Here is a 14,544-nt window from a genome sequence, read left to right as displayed (position 1 = left end):
CTTACCTTCCCAGCAGGTCAAATGTGATTCGTGCTTATTCGTTTTCTAGCTCGATATCGATACCAAGAGAACGGATTTCTTTCACCAATACGTTGAAGGATTCAGGCATGCCTGGTTCCATGCGGTGATCACCATCTACGATGTTTTTATACATCTTAGTACGGCCGTTCACGTCGTCCGACTTAACAGTCAACATTTCTTGAAGCGTGTAGGCGGCACCGTATGCTTCTAGTGCCCATACCTCCATCTCACCGAAACGCTGACCACCGAATTGCGCTTTACCACCCAACGGCTGTTGAGTTACCAAGCTGTACGAGCCAGTAGAACGAGCGTGCATCTTATCATCTACCAAGTGGTTCAACTTCAGCATGTACATGTAACCAACAGTTACAGGACGTTCGAAGGCATCACCAGTACGGCCGTTGAAAAGTTTGATTTGACCACTCTCGTTAATGCCAGCAAGACGAAGCATACGCTTAATCTCCGCTTCTTTAGCACCATCAAAAGCACCAGACGCCATTGGCACACCTTTCTTAAGGTTAGCCGCTAGCACAAGAATCTCTTCATCAGAGAAACTGTCTAGGTCTTCTGAGCGAGCTGGACGCAAATCGTCTTCGTAGCCGTTATAGATTTCGTTTAGGAAAACACGAAGTTCTTTAACAGTTTCAGCTTTTTCACGCTCAATTTTGAGCATTTCGTCGATCTTACGACCCAAGCCTTTCGCTGCTGCACCCAAGTGAGTTTCCAGTACCTGACCTACGTTCATACGAGACGGTACACCCAATGGGTTTAGTACGATATCAACTGGATCACCGTTTTCGTCATACGGCATATCTTCAACAGGCATGATCTTAGAGATCACACCCTTGTTACCGTGACGACCGGCCATTTTATCACCTGGCTGGATACGGCGTTTAATCGCTACGTAAACTTTAACGATTTTCAACACGCCTGGTGCTAAATCATCGCCTGTTTGCAGTTTACGTTTTTTATCTTCAAATTTCGCATCAAGCTCTTTACGGCGTTCAATCAAAGCCGCTTGTGCTTTTTCAAGCTGCTCACTGGCTTCTTCATTCGCCACGCGGATCTTAAACCACTCAGGATGATCAAGATTAGCTAGGTAATCTTCAGTGATCACAGCATTGCGAGCAAGACTTGGACCACCTTCAGCTTGTTGACCAATCAACGCTTCAGCTAGACGCTCAAATGTTGCTTTTTCAACGATACGGAATTCTTCGTTAAGATCTTTACGAACTTCATCCAATTGAGATTTCTCAATCGACTTAGCGCGATCATCTTTTTCGATGCCATCACGTGTAAACACCTGTACGTCGATAACTGTACCGCGCGTACCTGTTTTAACACGTTGTGACGTATCTTTTACGTCTGATGCTTTCTCGCCGAAGATCGCACGCAAAAGCTTTTCCTCTGGTGTTAGCTGTGTTTCGCCTTTCGGCGTCACTTTACCAACTAGAATATCACCAGGCTCTACTTCTGCACCGATATAAACCACACCTGAGCTGTCCAGTTTAGACAGAGCACCCTCACCTACGTTCGGGATATCAGAGGTAATTTCTTCAGGTCCAAGCTTCGTATCACGAGCCACACACGTTAGCTCTTGGATATGAATCGATGTAAAACGATCTTCTTCTACTACGCGCTCAGATACTAAGATCGAGTCCTCGAAGTTGAAACCGTTCCAAGGCATGAACGCAATACGCATATTTTGACCAAGGGCCAAATCACCCATGTCGACAGACGGGCCGTCGGCCATGATGTCACCGCGAGATACTTTGTCGCCTTTCAGCACCAATGTACGCTGGTTAATACATGTGTTTTGGTTCGAACGAACGTATTTCGTTAGGTTGTAGATATCTACACCCGCTTCGCCAGCCTCTGTTTCTTCAGAGTTAACACGAACGACGATGCGGCTTGCATCAACAGACTCGATTGCTCCACCACGACGGGCTACGATACAAACACCTGAGTCTTTCGCTACGTTTTTCTCCATACCAGTACCGACCACTGGTTTTTCAGCGATTAGCGTTGGTACAGCCTGACGCTGCATGTTTGATCCCATCAAGGCACGGTTGGCATCATCGTGCTCAAGGAACGGGATAAGCGATGCCGCTACCGATACAACCTGACGTGGCGACACGTCCATTAGATTTACTTTTTCTTTCGGAATCAGAGTCGTTTCATGCATGTGACGAACCTGAACCAGCTCATCTACCAAGCGACCCTCTTCATCGACATTAACCGATGCCTGGGCAATAACGTATTTCGCTTCATCGATCGCAGAAACGTAAACCGTTTCGTCGGTCATTTTGCCATCCACTACCTTACGGTAAGGCGTTTCTAAGAAGCCGTAGCTATTAGTACGCGCGTAAGTAGATAGCGAGTTGATCAAACCGATGTTTGGACCTTCCGGTGTTTCAATTGGACATACACGACCGTAGTGCGTTGCATGTACATCTCGAACCTCAAAGCCTGCGCGCTCACGCGTTAAACCACCTGGGCCTAATGCCGAAACACGACGCTTGTGAGTCACTTCTGAAAGCGGGTTGTTTTGGTCCATAAACTGCGACAGTTGGCTAGAACCAAAGAACTCTTTGATCGCGGCCGCAACTGGCTTCGCATTCAAAAGGTCTTGAGGCATTAGGCCATCCGCTTCTGCCATAGACAGACGTTCTTTCACGGCACGCTCTACACGTACTAAACCAACGCGGAATTGGTTCTCGGCCATTTCGCCGACAGAACGAATACGACGGTTACCTAGATGGTCGATATCATCGACCATGCCATTACCGTTACGGATATCTAACAATGTCTTCAGAACAGCAATGATGTCGTCGTTATCTAGAATACCTAGACCTTCATCTTCATCACGACCTAAACGACGATTGAACTTCATACGACCAACACCAGAAAGATCGTAACGATCTTCTGAGAAAAACAGACCTTGGAACAAGGATTCTGCTGATTCTTTAGTTGGCGGCTCGCCAGGACGCATCATACGGTAGATCTCTACCAATGCCTCTAGTTGATTATTTGTCGGATCGATACGCAAGGTATCAGAAACAAACGGGCCGTGATCAAGATCGTTCGTGTAAAGAACCTGTATTTCTTCAATGCCAGCAGCCACTAAAGCTTCTAGCAGATCAACAGACATTTCTGTGTTCGCTTCAGCAATTAACTCGCCTGTGCTTGGATGCACAAGGTTTTTAGCTGTCACTTTACCCAACAGGTACTCAAGAGGAACTGAGAGACGCTCAAGACCTACTTTTTCCATCTGGCGGATATGTTTAGCCGTAATTCGACGACCTTCCTCAACGATCAACTCACCGTTTTGATCAGCGATGTTAAATTGAGCTGTCTCACCGCGTAAACGGCTAGCTATCAGCTCCATTTCAACGCCGTCACGGCTTAAATAGAAACCAGTTGTATCGAAGAAAGTGTCTAAAATTTCTTCAGTACCAAAACCCAATGCACGCAACAAAATTGTTACAGGCAGTTTACGACGGCGGTCGATACGAACGAACACGCAGTCTTTTGGATCAAACTCGAAGTCCAACCAAGAACCACGGTAAGGAATCACACGAGCAGAATGTAGAAGCTTACCTGATGAATGCGTCTTGCCACGATCATGGTCGAAGAACACACCAGGTGAACGGTGTAATTGAGAGACAATAACACGCTCAGTACCATTAATAACAAAGGTACCATTTTCTGTCATGAGTGGAATTTCACCCATGTAGACTTCTTGCTCACGAATGTCTTTGATTGCCTTGTTCGCAGACTCTTTATCATAAATGATAAGACGCACACGAACACGTAAAGGAGCGGCATACGTAACACCACGCAACTGACACTCTTTTACATCAAATACTGGCTTGCCCAAACGGTAATCGACGTATTCTAGCGCCGCATTGCCGGAAAAGCTGACCATTGGAAAGACAGATTTAAAGGCCCCATGCAGACCCAGTTCCCCACGCTCTGCAGAATTTTTACCTTCCTGCAAGAAGTTACGGTAGGATTCAAGCTGAATTGCCAGCAAGTATGGCACATCCAAAACGGGCGGCAGTTTACCGAAATCCTTACGGATACGTTTTTTCTCAGTATATGAGTAAGCCATCAGCATTCCCCAGCTTGTGCACATTGACGCAAAAGGCCTCTTAATCAGGCCTACCGAAATCGAGAGATTTGTCTCTCGATATAATAATAAATATTTAATCGGGTTTTAGAAACCCAAAAAGGCCGGTGGCAAAATACCACCAGCCGATCCGACTAGATGCCGAACTTTTGAGAAACAAGCAACATTATTACTTGATTTCGACAGAAGCACCTGCTTCTTCAAGAGCTTTCTTAAGCTCTTCAGCTTCTTCTTTAGAAGCGCCTTCTTTAACAGTTGCTGGAGCGCCGTCAACCATTGCTTTCGCTTCTTTAAGGCCTAGACCAGTTGCGCCACGTACAGCTTTGATAACGTTAACTTTCTTATCACCAGCACCAGTAAGAACTACGTCGAACTCAGTTTGCTCTTCAGCAGCCGCGCCAGCATCGCCAGCAGGACCTGCAGCTGCAGCAACTGCTGCAGTTACGCCGAATTTCTCTTCCATTGCTTCGATCAGTTCAACAACGTCCATTACAGACATTTCTGCTACTGCATTGATGATATCTTCTTTAGTTAGAGCCATGACTCAGATTTCCTAACATTTTGTAGTTGCCTATACGGCAACAAAAACCAATTGAATTCAAGTAAGTGCGTTTTAGTATTACGCTGCTTCTTGTTCTTTCTGATCGCGAATCGCCGCAAGAGTACGCGCAAGTTTGCTTGTCGCACCTTGAATAACGCTCATTAGTTTCGCGATTGCTTCGTCGTATGTTGGCAATGTTGCCAAACGATCGATGTCGCCAGCTGGGATCAACTCACCGTTGAACGCCAATGCTTTCACTTCAAATTTGTCGTTCTCTTTCGCAAAAGTTTTCAACAAACGAGCTGCCGCACCTGGGTGCTCGTTAGAAAATGCGATAAGAGTTGGACCAACGAAGCTTTCTGTCAAGCATTCGAAGTCAGTGCCTTCAACTGCGCGGCGAGCCAGTGTGTTACGTACTACACGTACGTAAACACCCGCTTCGCGTGCTTGTTTGCGAAGAGCAGTCATGTCAGTCACGGTTACACCGCGAGAGTCAGCTACTACAGCAGACAAGGCGCCTTTAGCAACTTCGCTAACTTCGGCGACAATGGCTTTTTTGTCTTCTAGACCTAATGCCACTGGTTTTCTCCTGGATTAGCAGGGCTACGCCCCAAATTTACCAACTCCCCGAAAGAAACTTCCGGAGTACTTACTGGTGATTTGGATCCAGTTTATGTTCTGAATCGGGCCACACCATCTGCGCAGGACAAGTGCTTCTCAACACTATAATTAAATCATCGACTCCTGCGGTCTTTGACGGCCTATACACAAGGTACAGACCCCAAAGCTCTGACTTAGAAGCTTAACGCACCTAAATCAATTTGTAGACCAGGTCCCATTGTAGAGGACAAAGTCACTTTCTTCATGTAGACACCTTTTGAAGAGGCTGGTTTAGCACGACGTAAGTCAGCTAAAAGCGCTTCAAGGTTGCCTAGAATAGCATCTGCAGCGAAGTCAATAGAGCCAACGCCAGCGTGGATGATACCATTTTTGTCAGTACGGTAGCGCGCTTGACCTGCTTTAGCATTTTTAACTGCAGTCGCAACATCAGGTGTTACAGTACCCACTTTAGGGTTTGGCATAAGACCACGAGGACCAAGAATCTGACCTAGTTGACCAACGATACGCATCGCATCTGGAGAAGCGATTACAACATCAAAGTCTAGGTTGCCAGCTTTAACTTGTTCAGCAAGGTCTTCAAAACCAACAACGTCTGCACCTGCTTCTTTAGCAGCTTCAGCGTTTGCACCTTGAGCGAATACAGCAACGCGAACGTCTTTACCTGTACCGTTAGGAAGCACTGTAGAGCCACGAACAACCTGATCAGATTTACGTGGGTCAACGCCAAGATTTACAGATACATCTACAGACTCTTTGAACTTAACAGTAGAAAGTTCAGATAGAAGAGACATTGCCTCTTCTACAGAGTACAGTTTCGTTGCTTCAACTTTTTCAGCGATCAAGCGAGCGCGTTTAGTTAGCTTAGCCATTAGTTCACACCCTCAACATCTAGACCCATTGCACGTGCACTACCTGCGATAGTACGTACGGCAGCATCCATGTCAGAAGCAGTCAAATCAGCTTGCTTCGCAACAACAATCTCTTCTAGTTGAGCACGAGTAACCGTACCAACTTTCTGAGTATTTGGACGTGGAGAACCACTCTTCAAACCCGCTGCCTTTTTAAGCAATACAGAGGCTGGAGTAGACTTCGTTTCAAATGTGAAGCTACGGTCACTATATACAGTGATAATAACTGGTGTTGGAAGACCTGGCTCAACGCCTTGTGTTTTCGCGTTGAATGCTTTACAGAATTCCATAATGTTCACACCGTGCTGACCTAGTGCAGGACCAACTGGTGGACTTGGGTTCGCTTGACCCGCTTTAACTTGCAGCTTAATGTAAGCTTGGACTTTCTTAGCCATTTTTTACTCCAGATGGGTCACAGCCCGTAGGCTACCCGATTAGTACTATCAGGTTTTCTCAACCTGACTAAATTCCAAATCAACCGGTGTCGAGCGCCCAAAAATAAGCACCGCCACTTTGATTCGGCTTTTATCGTAATCAACCTCTTCAACCACACCATTAAAGTCAGCAAATGGACCTTCGTTAACACGAACCACTTCACCTACTTCAAATAAGGTCTTAGGACGAGGTTTATCCACACCTTCATTGACTCGCTGCAGAATCGCATCTGCTTCTCGATCAGTGATCGGTGATGGTTTGTCCGCTGTACCGCCAATAAAGCCAAGTACACGCGTTGTTCCTTTGACAAGGTGCCAAGAGTCATCATTCATATCCATTTGCACCAACACATAACCTGGATAGAACTTACGCTCACTCTTACGCTTCTTGCCATCGCGAATTTCAACCACTTCCTCAGTAGGAACTAGGATATCGCCAAAATGATCTTCCATACCCATAATGCCAACACGCTCATTGAGCGAGCGCATTACGTGCTTTTCATAACCTGAGTACGCTTGTACCACATACCATCGTTTCGCCACGAGCAACTCCTAACCTATTACTGCGGAAACGATCCAACCAAGGAGTGAATCAACTCCCCACAGTACGAGAGACATAAAAATAACAACCGCCAAAACGATCAACGTTGTTTGAACCGTTTCCTGTCTCGTTGGCCATACAACACGACGAATTTCGGTCTTCGCCTCTTTCGCTAATTTCGCAAAAGAACGCCCTTTAGCCGTATTCAGCGCAACAAAGCCAGCAATACCAGCTAGAACCAAAACAGCAATCAAGCGATACAGCAATGACTCAGCAGAAAAATAATTGTTACCAACGACCGCCGTAGCCGTAAGAAGGACAACAATCGCCCACTTAAAAACGTCTCCGCGAGACTCTTGAGTTTCAGCACTCGAACTCATACTTCAGGTGATCCCTAGCTAAGAAATTGGATACGAAATATGGCAGGCCAAGAGGGACTCGAACCCCCAACAGCCGGTTTTGGAAACCGGTGCTCTACCAATTGAACTATTGGCCTACATTCGTATGGGCGGAGAATTATACCGACTTACTTAGATTTAGCAAGCAGTATTGCCCAAAAAACAGACAATAAAATTGGCAACTTAAAATCTGCCAGTTTTAGCATTGAGAAATGCTGGAGCTCATGAGCAGATTTGAACTGCCGACCTCACCCTTACCAAGGGTGTGCTCTACCAACTGAGCTACATGAGCATAAGCTGGAGCGGGTAGCGGGAATCGAACCCGCCTCTTCAGCTTGGAAGGCTGAGGTAATAGCCACTATACCATACCCGCGAATTAATGGTGGAGGGAGGTGGATTCGAACCACCGAAACTTTCGTGGCAGATTTACAATCTGCTCCCTTTGGCCACTCGGGAACCCCTCCACGACTTCAAAGCGTTGCTAGCAACACCTCAAAAGGTGGGAGCCATTATATGAATCAGATTTTCAATTGCAAGCACTAGCAAGGATTTTTTTCTATTTTTATTAACAGCTTGGATAAATCCAGCGTTTGTAAGAAATTTTCCCATGCCTGCTCTGTTATTGGTTGATCTAACAGTAATTCATAAAGTTTTACGCTGCGTTGATGTGGGTACACATTTACAGGCATCCCTGAGCGCTCTGTAATCGACACTTGCGCCTGCTCGGCACGCTCCTGAGAAGAAAACAGCCCTAATGAAATTCGATTTTTCATGTCGCCACGAGAAATGATATAGCTGTCTATACGCTTTAATTTTAGTCGAGCGACTATATCTTGGGCTTGGGCTGTTGTTGCAGGCGCTGAGATATAAAGCCAGAATTTATCTCGTTTACCCGTCGTTTCCTGCTGAGTAAAGGCTATTTTTTCTTCTTTCAAAGCCTCAGTCACTAATCGACGATCTGCATCACGCTCTAATACTACAACTGGGCAGAGCAAGTTTTCTGTCTCAATAACTGCCGCGGCGTTATTTTTCAACATACTATTTACAGCCTGCCCCACGTCATCCGCTACGCTCTCAGCCGTCGAAGCAGGTACATTCGAGTACACGTTTGTACTCAATGCAACATTACTATCAGGATGCTCTTCTCCAATTAAGTATATCTTCTCACTTACTGGTGGACCATACACAGTTCCTTTCTCAATTTTGCTATCCGCAGCAGAAAAGCCCAACCATGCAACAAACCCAGCGTTAGCTAGGACCGTCAGCAGAAACAACCATTTCATTTATTTAGCACCCTTCATTCGAGCATCCAATACAAACTTTGCACCTTTTGCCACAAGATGCTCATCTAGCACATAATCTATCGACAAACGCTTCATTAGTGCTTGACTCCCCCCGCCAGTCGCTAACCATTTAGCCTGCTCATGTTTAGCATATAATCTCTGTATAAATCCCAAGGCCATTTCTAAACAACCAGCAGATACAGCACCCGCAGTGCTATTAGGAACACCTTCTTCCAAGGTCACCTCAGCGGCATCATAACGAATCTTAGCAGTTTGACTTACTAGACTTGACTGCATCAATTCTATTCCAGGCACAATGTATCCCCCTAGATGGACTCCCTCTTCGCTCACAAAGTCTGCTTTTATCGCAGTTCCAGCATCTATTACAACCAACGGCCCGCCATAAATATGATAGGCCGCGATTATAGCCAACCATCGATCCACCCCTAATCGACTTGGCTCCACATAGGAGTTAATCACACCACATGCCTCTGACTCAGATTGAATACTATGAATCATACTTTCAGGAAAGGACCGATGTATGAGCGAGGTAAGTACGGCATCGTGCTCAGCAGAACGCACGCTGGCTAACACAATGTTTTTAGGTGAACCTATACGATCTTTACTTGGCGTCTCTTGTGCCCATTTATCCGTTATTCTGTCCCCTTTAAAAAGAGTCCACTTAACTCGGGTATTACCGGCATCAACGATCAGCGTACTATTGCTTTCGCACACTAATTTCTCCTCCATGAAGGAGTTCAACTCCTTCATTTGTTTCTAGCTTTAGCGCCCCACTAAAATCTACCCCTCGGGCAATACCTACTTGCTGACGCGTTCCGCTATAAACGGTCACTTGCTGATTATAAAGCACATCAAACGCCTGCCACTGGGAGTGATAGTGATGCAAGCCATTACCTTTCTCAAAAACTTCACACATTTCCACTAAGCCTTGTGTAATTTGAGCAATAATATCATTGCGATCCGGCGTGTGGGACAAACGTGAAGTCAAGTCCGTCCAAGGTTGATCTACTTTCTCTTGCTGCTCTTCTGTCGACTCAACATTTAAGCCAATACCTATAATGACACGACAAACATCTTGGTCTGCGACTAATTCCAGTAAAATACCGCATATTTTATGGCCATCTACGTGAATATCATTGGGCCATTTCAAACCAGGATTAGGTATGCCTAAGCGTCTCAACACCTGAGCAATCACTACTCCAACGGCAAGACTTAGCCCTTCAATAACACTTGGGCCTTGCTCAAACTTCCATGCAAAGGACATGGTTATGTTTTTGGCCACACCACTTTCCCAAGCTCGACCACGTCGGCCTTTGCCTTGTGTTTGATGCTCTGTCACTACCAACGCAGGTAGACGAGCCCCCAATGCCATTTTCTGTTTTAGCACATCATTTGTTGATGGTGTTTCGAAAGGAATGTCGATGGCAATGTCCAAATCAATGCCAGCACTACGTAACCGTGACTCTTCTAACAATAGAATTGGCTCTGGAATACGATAACCTCTTCCTTTGACAGAGTGGACTTTAATGCCAAACGTTTCCAGCTTTTTGAGGCGCTTCCAAACAGCAGCTCGAGTGACCCCTAACGCTTCCCCCAGTTCTTCCCCTGAATGAAACTTACTGTCACTTAGTAATGCCAGAACTTCTCTCATATAGAGCTCTCCGCTTAACTATTTTTTATAACTCGCGAGCGTCCGATACAAAAATCGACACTCGTTTCATTAAATCGTCAAAATATGGATTCCAAGACAACCTTGCTGCGACATCACTGAGCGAAGACAGTTTATCTGAGCGCTCACCAAACCAGTTTTGTTGTGCTTCTCGACATTCTTGATAACGGTTTGCTTCCCCTAGATACCAAGAACAAATGCGGTATTCACCCTGCTCGCCATAATATGGATTACGGGGAGCCCCATGAACTGCCATATGAGCCAACCCGAAAATACGCTGTTCAGGCAAGTCCGTATTAATAATCTCAACTTGCTCATCAAATGCCGCTTGCTTAATAGCGCTGTAAAGCACCATTTCACTATCAGGATGCTCTTTAAATGCGGTATTAAAAACCTCTAAAGTTACTGATGAATCAACCGTTGCATCTTCTTCTGATAGAGCTAAAAACACAGGAACTCGAGCCGGTGCATTCACAACCGTTTGTCGAACCTCTTCCGCAAGCTCATAGGCTTCTGCCATCGCTGGGACAGGAATTGATGCATACTTTGCATAGTCGTCAGACTCATGATGATCTAGCCAATCAATAAAAGGAGAAAGCAAAGGTGCAAGCCAATCAATGCTGCTGTTTATTTTGAATAACGGGGAGAACAAAACAACTCCCTCAACGACAGATGGATTATTCCATGCGTACTCCGTTACCAAAGCCCCACCCGTTGAGAACCCAGCTAGATAGACAATATCAACCTGTTTAGAGAACTGCTCTGTTGCATTGTTCACAGCTTCACGCCAATCATCTCGAGTTACGTCAATAAGGTCTTCCGCTTTAGTACCGTGCCCTGGCAGTATCATTACTCGCGTATAAATACAGTTATCTGAAAGAGCTTGGGCGGAGTCTCTTAAAGCAAAAGGAGAGTCAGAAAGACCATGAAACATAAGGACACCGATTTTCGGACCCGAACAAGACTTATCAGGAAAACGCTCATAGGGCAGCACGGCTTCTACCTCCATAGTACCTTTATTAGCGTCTACCCAAGCCTTGCGGCCAGTGATGAAATGACTAAGGCGCTCACGGTATTCCACAAAAGGCTCACCTTTCAATTGCACCCACTCATTAGCAGAAATACAGCACGATATGCTGGCAAGTAGAAAAGTCATTACAAATCGATGCAGGCGCATTGTTCTATCCCATTGAGCATTTAAACGAAACGCTTATGATAGCGGATATAAAACAAATCACTAGCATCAGGCAACGAATTTGAACAGTTCAATCAACCCAAGGCCCGTTGAAGCCCTATGGTTTCCGCTTGTTAAGAAGTTCTATCAAGCATATTACCCAAGCGGAAAGCCAAACAAATCAGAGCCAATATGGGTTATTAAAGATGGAGCGCTAATAAAGTCGGCGGTGCGACTAAAACCGCTAACACACTGTGTACTTCTAACCGGACTCGTCACACACCCCGACTATCGTAATAGAGGTTATGCTGCAGCGCTTTTAGCCGCCCTAAAGCCTGCGCTCGAAAAACAAGTCAGTTACTGTTTAAATCAGCCGGAACTTATAGAGTTTTATCAACGCAGCGGCTTTGCACTGATTGAGAACGAGAACAGCCTACCCGAAGATCTTTACGGAAGACTGCAACGCTATAGAATAAAACAACCTAACTTAGTTGCTATGCGGTTCGTCAGTTAACACTTGAATTAAAAGCGCCCCAGATCATGGGGCACCTCTAATTACTTCAAATGACCGGCATTATGCAGATCTCGATCTTTCTGCGCTGGAGGGTTCCACTGATACGACCATGTTTCAGACAGTTTTTGACCATTCGCTTCCAAATAGACTTTGATATTAATGGGCTCTTGCAAGTCACCTAAAGGTACTAGATCAAACATGGCACGGTAACCACCAATATGAGCTTGAGGGCGGGCTGAGGTAATCTCAACACGACCACGTGAGGCTTCGATCACAGGCTTCACTTCCGCCGTCTTACCTAGCATATCGAAAATCTCGCCTTCAAAATCGATGGCAAAACGTTTGCTATAGTATTCGCGCTTTTTACCTACTACCCCACCGATACCAGTATAAGTGCTTTGCACAGTGGCCTTACCAGATTCAAATGGTGCTTGACTGCCCCAGTACATGTTATAGCTGAATAAAAGCTCTTGCCCTGGTTTGATCTCCTGCGCAGGGTTCCAAAATGCAACAATGTTGTCGAATGTTTCATCCAGCGTAGGAATCTCAATCAACTGAACAGATCCCTTACCCCAATTGCCAATCGGCTCAATCCAAAGGTTAGGACGCTTTTCATAAAACACACCATCATCTAGATAGTGATCAAAGTTACGATCGCGTTGCATTAAACCAAATCCTTGAGGATTGTTATCCATATAGGCATTAAAGCGTAGCTGTTCAGGATTACCGAGTGGACGCCAAATCCAATCACCATTGCCCGTCAATAGCTCCAAACCATCAGAGTCGTGAATCTCAGGACGCCAGTCATAATTTGTACGACGGTCATTTTCACCAATCATGTACATACTGGTCAGGGGAGCTACCCCTAAACGCTCAATCTCTTTGCGAGGGTACAACGCTGAATCCACACGCATGGTCAACGGCTCTCCAGCTTTCATATCAAAGCGGTATGCACCGGTAATACTCTCTGAATCCATTAACGCGTAAATCGTTACCGTATCTGAGCCCGGCTGTGGTTTTTCAAACCAGAAATGCGTAAACACAGGAAACTCTTCAGGCTCGTCCATTGCAGTGTTCACCGCTAGGCCTCGTGCGGACAAACCATACTGCATTTCGGCGCCGACAGCACGAAAGTAGCTTGCCCCTAAGAATGCAACGATGTCGCGCTCCCAGTCTGTGCCGTACTGCATACGAAATCCTGCAAAGCCTAAGTCTTTTGGTAAGCGCTCGCCATTGACGGGCGTTTTACCATAATCAAACATGCCTGCATCGTACTCCACGGGGTGCGATTTGCCGTCCTCAATCACGTTAACTTGGATCGGTGATACAAACCCTTGCCCTAAGTGGAAAAAGCCCGCACGAAAATTCGTGTCATCCTGTTGCCATAGACTTTCATCCCGTTTGAAGTGCAACTGCTGATATTCATCCCAATCAAGGCCCGACAATACCTCTGGCACCTCGCCTTGATGACTCCTATAGGTCTTTTCAGAAAGGTTCTTGGCATACCCTTTTAACCAAGCGTAATCAAACCCCTCCCCTTCTTCAGGATTGACTGATGGCGTTACCGCACATGCTGTCACACTTGCCAGTGCACCCACAGCCAACAGCGCTTGCATAGCGCTTTTCTTTAGCTGCCCAAAAAACATCCTTTGCTTAAGACTTTGATAAGATGACAAAACGAAACCCTTTAAATTCCCATGAAGTAATAAATACTAATGCTACGAAAAGTCGTTTTAGACATATACCTGACTTTAGGTAAAGAAAGTTGAATTAGTCAGTACTAAATTCAAAAGAGAAGCTGATGAGTCAATACCTTTTATGATTGATCCCACAAGGCGCACTTTTCTTTGTAACACTTCGATTTATAAGACAGGCGCAAGCGGGGCACAGAAGCGGAAGCGAGTACTGCAGCTTACAAAGGTAAGTGAGCACCGCATAAGCTTTGGTTAATCCCCAGACGTAAAAAAGCCCTGACAGCATGGCTATCAGGGCTTCCTTTGTATGATGCTTGACGACGACCTACTCTCACATGGGATCCCCCACACTACCATCGGCGATGGCGCCTTTCACTTCTGAGTTCGGGATGGGATCAGGTGGTTCAACGCCTCTATGATCGTCAAGCAAACGGGTTTGCGATCGTTTTGGGTGGCTTCTGTTTGCCTTAGCCAAAACACGCAAGTTCGTGAACTTGAGTCTTTAACAATAAAACTTTTGAAATAGTGATAACCAAGTATCAAACCAGTGTTGGTATCGTAGTCTGTAGTACAGCGGTTGTGTTTTCTTCACA

The 14,544-nt window shown here is 45.7% G+C and carries 13 protein-coding genes, 4 tRNA genes and 1 rRNA gene; 1 reads left to right on the top strand and 17 read right to left on the bottom strand.

The genetic code is table 11. The features are described 5' to 3' along the window. Positions 1-34: 34 nt before the first annotated feature. The 15 genes from rpoB to AYW75_RS16630 all read right to left on the bottom strand — a co-directional run bounded on the left by rpoB (position 35) and on the right by AYW75_RS16630 (position 11,746). On the bottom strand, positions 35-4,135 hold the full coding sequence (gene rpoB, locus AYW75_RS16700) for a DNA-directed RNA polymerase subunit beta (protein ID WP_067102038.1): 4,101 nt from the start codon (positions 4,133-4,135) through the stop codon (positions 35-37). A 187-nt stretch (positions 4,136-4,322) separates the two neighbouring features. Next, the gene (rplL, locus tag AYW75_RS16695; RefSeq protein WP_067037049.1) at positions 4,323-4,694 is read right to left on the bottom strand and encodes a 50S ribosomal protein L7/L12; all 372 of its coding nucleotides are present in this window, start codon (positions 4,692-4,694) and stop codon (positions 4,323-4,325) included. Between the two features lie 78 nt (positions 4,695-4,772). Beyond that, positions 4,773-5,273: a 50S ribosomal protein L10 gene (gene rplJ / locus AYW75_RS16690; RefSeq protein WP_067037047.1), complete on the bottom strand. Its 501-nt coding sequence runs from the start codon at positions 5,271-5,273 to the stop codon at positions 4,773-4,775. 215 nt (positions 5,274-5,488) lie between these two features. Continuing rightward, positions 5,489-6,184, bottom strand: coding sequence for a 50S ribosomal protein L1 (gene rplA / locus AYW75_RS16685; protein ID WP_067101978.1), 696 nt, complete (start codon positions 6,182-6,184; stop codon positions 5,489-5,491). Then, positions 6,184-6,618 carry a 50S ribosomal protein L11 gene (gene rplK / locus AYW75_RS16680; protein ID WP_067101975.1) on the bottom strand — a complete coding sequence of 145 codons (435 nt, stop codon included), beginning with the start codon at positions 6,616-6,618 and terminating at the stop codon, positions 6,184-6,186. The genes rplA and rplK overlap by 1 nt, the downstream gene beginning before the upstream one ends. A 48-nt stretch (positions 6,619-6,666) precedes the next feature. Then, positions 6,667-7,200: a transcription termination/antitermination protein NusG gene (gene nusG, locus AYW75_RS16675; protein ID WP_067101973.1), complete on the bottom strand. Its 534-nt coding sequence runs from the start codon at positions 7,198-7,200 to the stop codon at positions 6,667-6,669. Positions 7,201-7,209: 9 nt separating this feature from the next. Beyond that, positions 7,210-7,578, bottom strand: a complete 369-nt coding sequence (gene secE / locus AYW75_RS16670; RefSeq protein WP_067101970.1) for a preprotein translocase subunit SecE — start codon at positions 7,576-7,578, stop codon at positions 7,210-7,212. Between the two features lie 40 nt (positions 7,579-7,618). Then, positions 7,619-7,694 (bottom strand) — tRNA-Trp (locus AYW75_RS16665). 118 nt (positions 7,695-7,812) lie between these two features. After that, positions 7,813-7,888 (bottom strand) — tRNA-Thr (locus AYW75_RS16660). A gap of 6 nt (positions 7,889-7,894) precedes the next feature. Continuing rightward, positions 7,895-7,969, bottom strand: a tRNA-Gly gene (locus AYW75_RS16655). 7 nt (positions 7,970-7,976) lie between these two features. Continuing rightward, positions 7,977-8,060 (bottom strand) — tRNA-Tyr (locus AYW75_RS16650). A 75-nt stretch (positions 8,061-8,135) separates the two neighbouring features. Next, positions 8,136-8,879: an SPOR domain-containing protein gene (locus tag AYW75_RS16645; protein ID WP_067101967.1), complete on the bottom strand. Its 744-nt coding sequence runs from the start codon at positions 8,877-8,879 to the stop codon at positions 8,136-8,138. Then, the gene (locus tag AYW75_RS16640) at positions 8,880-9,614 is read right to left on the bottom strand and encodes a type III pantothenate kinase (protein ID WP_231886237.1); all 735 of its coding nucleotides are present in this window, start codon (positions 9,612-9,614) and stop codon (positions 8,880-8,882) included. Beyond that, entirely contained in the window at positions 9,598-10,551 is a 954-nt protein-coding gene (locus AYW75_RS16635; RefSeq protein WP_067101961.1) for a biotin--[acetyl-CoA-carboxylase] ligase, read from the bottom strand. The genes AYW75_RS16640 and AYW75_RS16635 overlap by 17 nt, the downstream gene beginning before the upstream one ends. Before the next feature lie 25 nt (positions 10,552-10,576). Further along, complete coding sequence (locus AYW75_RS16630; RefSeq protein ID WP_067101959.1) at positions 10,577-11,746, bottom strand: alpha/beta hydrolase; 1,170 nt, start codon at positions 11,744-11,746, stop codon at positions 10,577-10,579. Between the two features lie 79 nt (positions 11,747-11,825). On the opposite strand from AYW75_RS16630, the gene AYW75_RS16625 reads away from it, so the two are divergent. Then, positions 11,826-12,257 (top strand): GNAT family N-acetyltransferase, encoded by a 432-nt coding sequence (locus AYW75_RS16625; protein WP_067101956.1) that lies wholly within the window; start codon positions 11,826-11,828, stop codon positions 12,255-12,257. A gap of 41 nt (positions 12,258-12,298) precedes the next feature. Here the strand turns inward: AYW75_RS16625 and AYW75_RS16620 are convergent, their stop codons facing one another. Both AYW75_RS16620 and rrf read right to left on the bottom strand, forming a co-directional pair. Continuing rightward, on the bottom strand, positions 12,299-13,873 hold the full coding sequence (locus AYW75_RS16620; protein WP_231886236.1) for a glucan biosynthesis protein: 1,575 nt from the start codon (positions 13,871-13,873) through the stop codon (positions 12,299-12,301). Between the two features lie 390 nt (positions 13,874-14,263). Continuing rightward, positions 14,264-14,378, bottom strand: a 5S ribosomal RNA gene (gene rrf, locus AYW75_RS16615). Positions 14,379-14,544: the final 166 nt, after the last annotated feature.

This window comes from Marinomonas atlantica (assembly GCF_001639725.1).
Lineage (GTDB): Bacteria > Pseudomonadota > Gammaproteobacteria > Pseudomonadales > Marinomonadaceae > Marinomonas > Marinomonas atlantica.
Note: the sequence above shows the minus strand (reverse complement) of the source record. Positions and strands in the feature narration are given on the sequence as shown.

Bases quoted from the DNA above. Each gene is read 5' to 3' on its own strand.
- rpoB (WP_067102038.1), bottom strand. From the start codon at position 4,135: ATGGCTTACTCATATACTGAGAAAAAACGTATCCGTAAGGATTTCGGT.
- AYW75_RS16630 (WP_067101959.1), bottom strand. From the start codon at position 11,746: ATGCGCCTGCATCGATTTGTAATGACTTTTCTACTTGCCAGCATATCG.
- AYW75_RS16645 (WP_067101967.1), bottom strand. From the start codon at position 8,879: ATGAAATGGTTGTTTCTGCTGACGGTCCTAGCTAACGCTGGGTTTGTT.
- rplL (WP_067037049.1), bottom strand. From the start codon at position 4,694: ATGGCTCTAACTAAAGAAGATATCATCAATGCAGTAGCAGAAATGTCT.
- secE (WP_067101970.1), bottom strand. From the start codon at position 7,578: ATGAGTTCGAGTGCTGAAACTCAAGAGTCTCGCGGAGACGTTTTTAAG.
- rplA (WP_067101978.1), bottom strand. From the start codon at position 6,184: ATGGCTAAGCTAACTAAACGCGCTCGCTTGATCGCTGAAAAAGTTGAA.
- AYW75_RS16635 (WP_067101961.1), bottom strand. From the start codon at position 10,551: ATGAGAGAAGTTCTGGCATTACTAAGTGACAGTAAGTTTCATTCAGGG.
- AYW75_RS16620 (WP_231886236.1), bottom strand. From the start codon at position 13,873: ATGCAAGCGCTGTTGGCTGTGGGTGCACTGGCAAGTGTGACAGCATGT.
- rplK (WP_067101975.1), bottom strand. From the start codon at position 6,618: ATGGCTAAGAAAGTCCAAGCTTACATTAAGCTGCAAGTTAAAGCGGGT.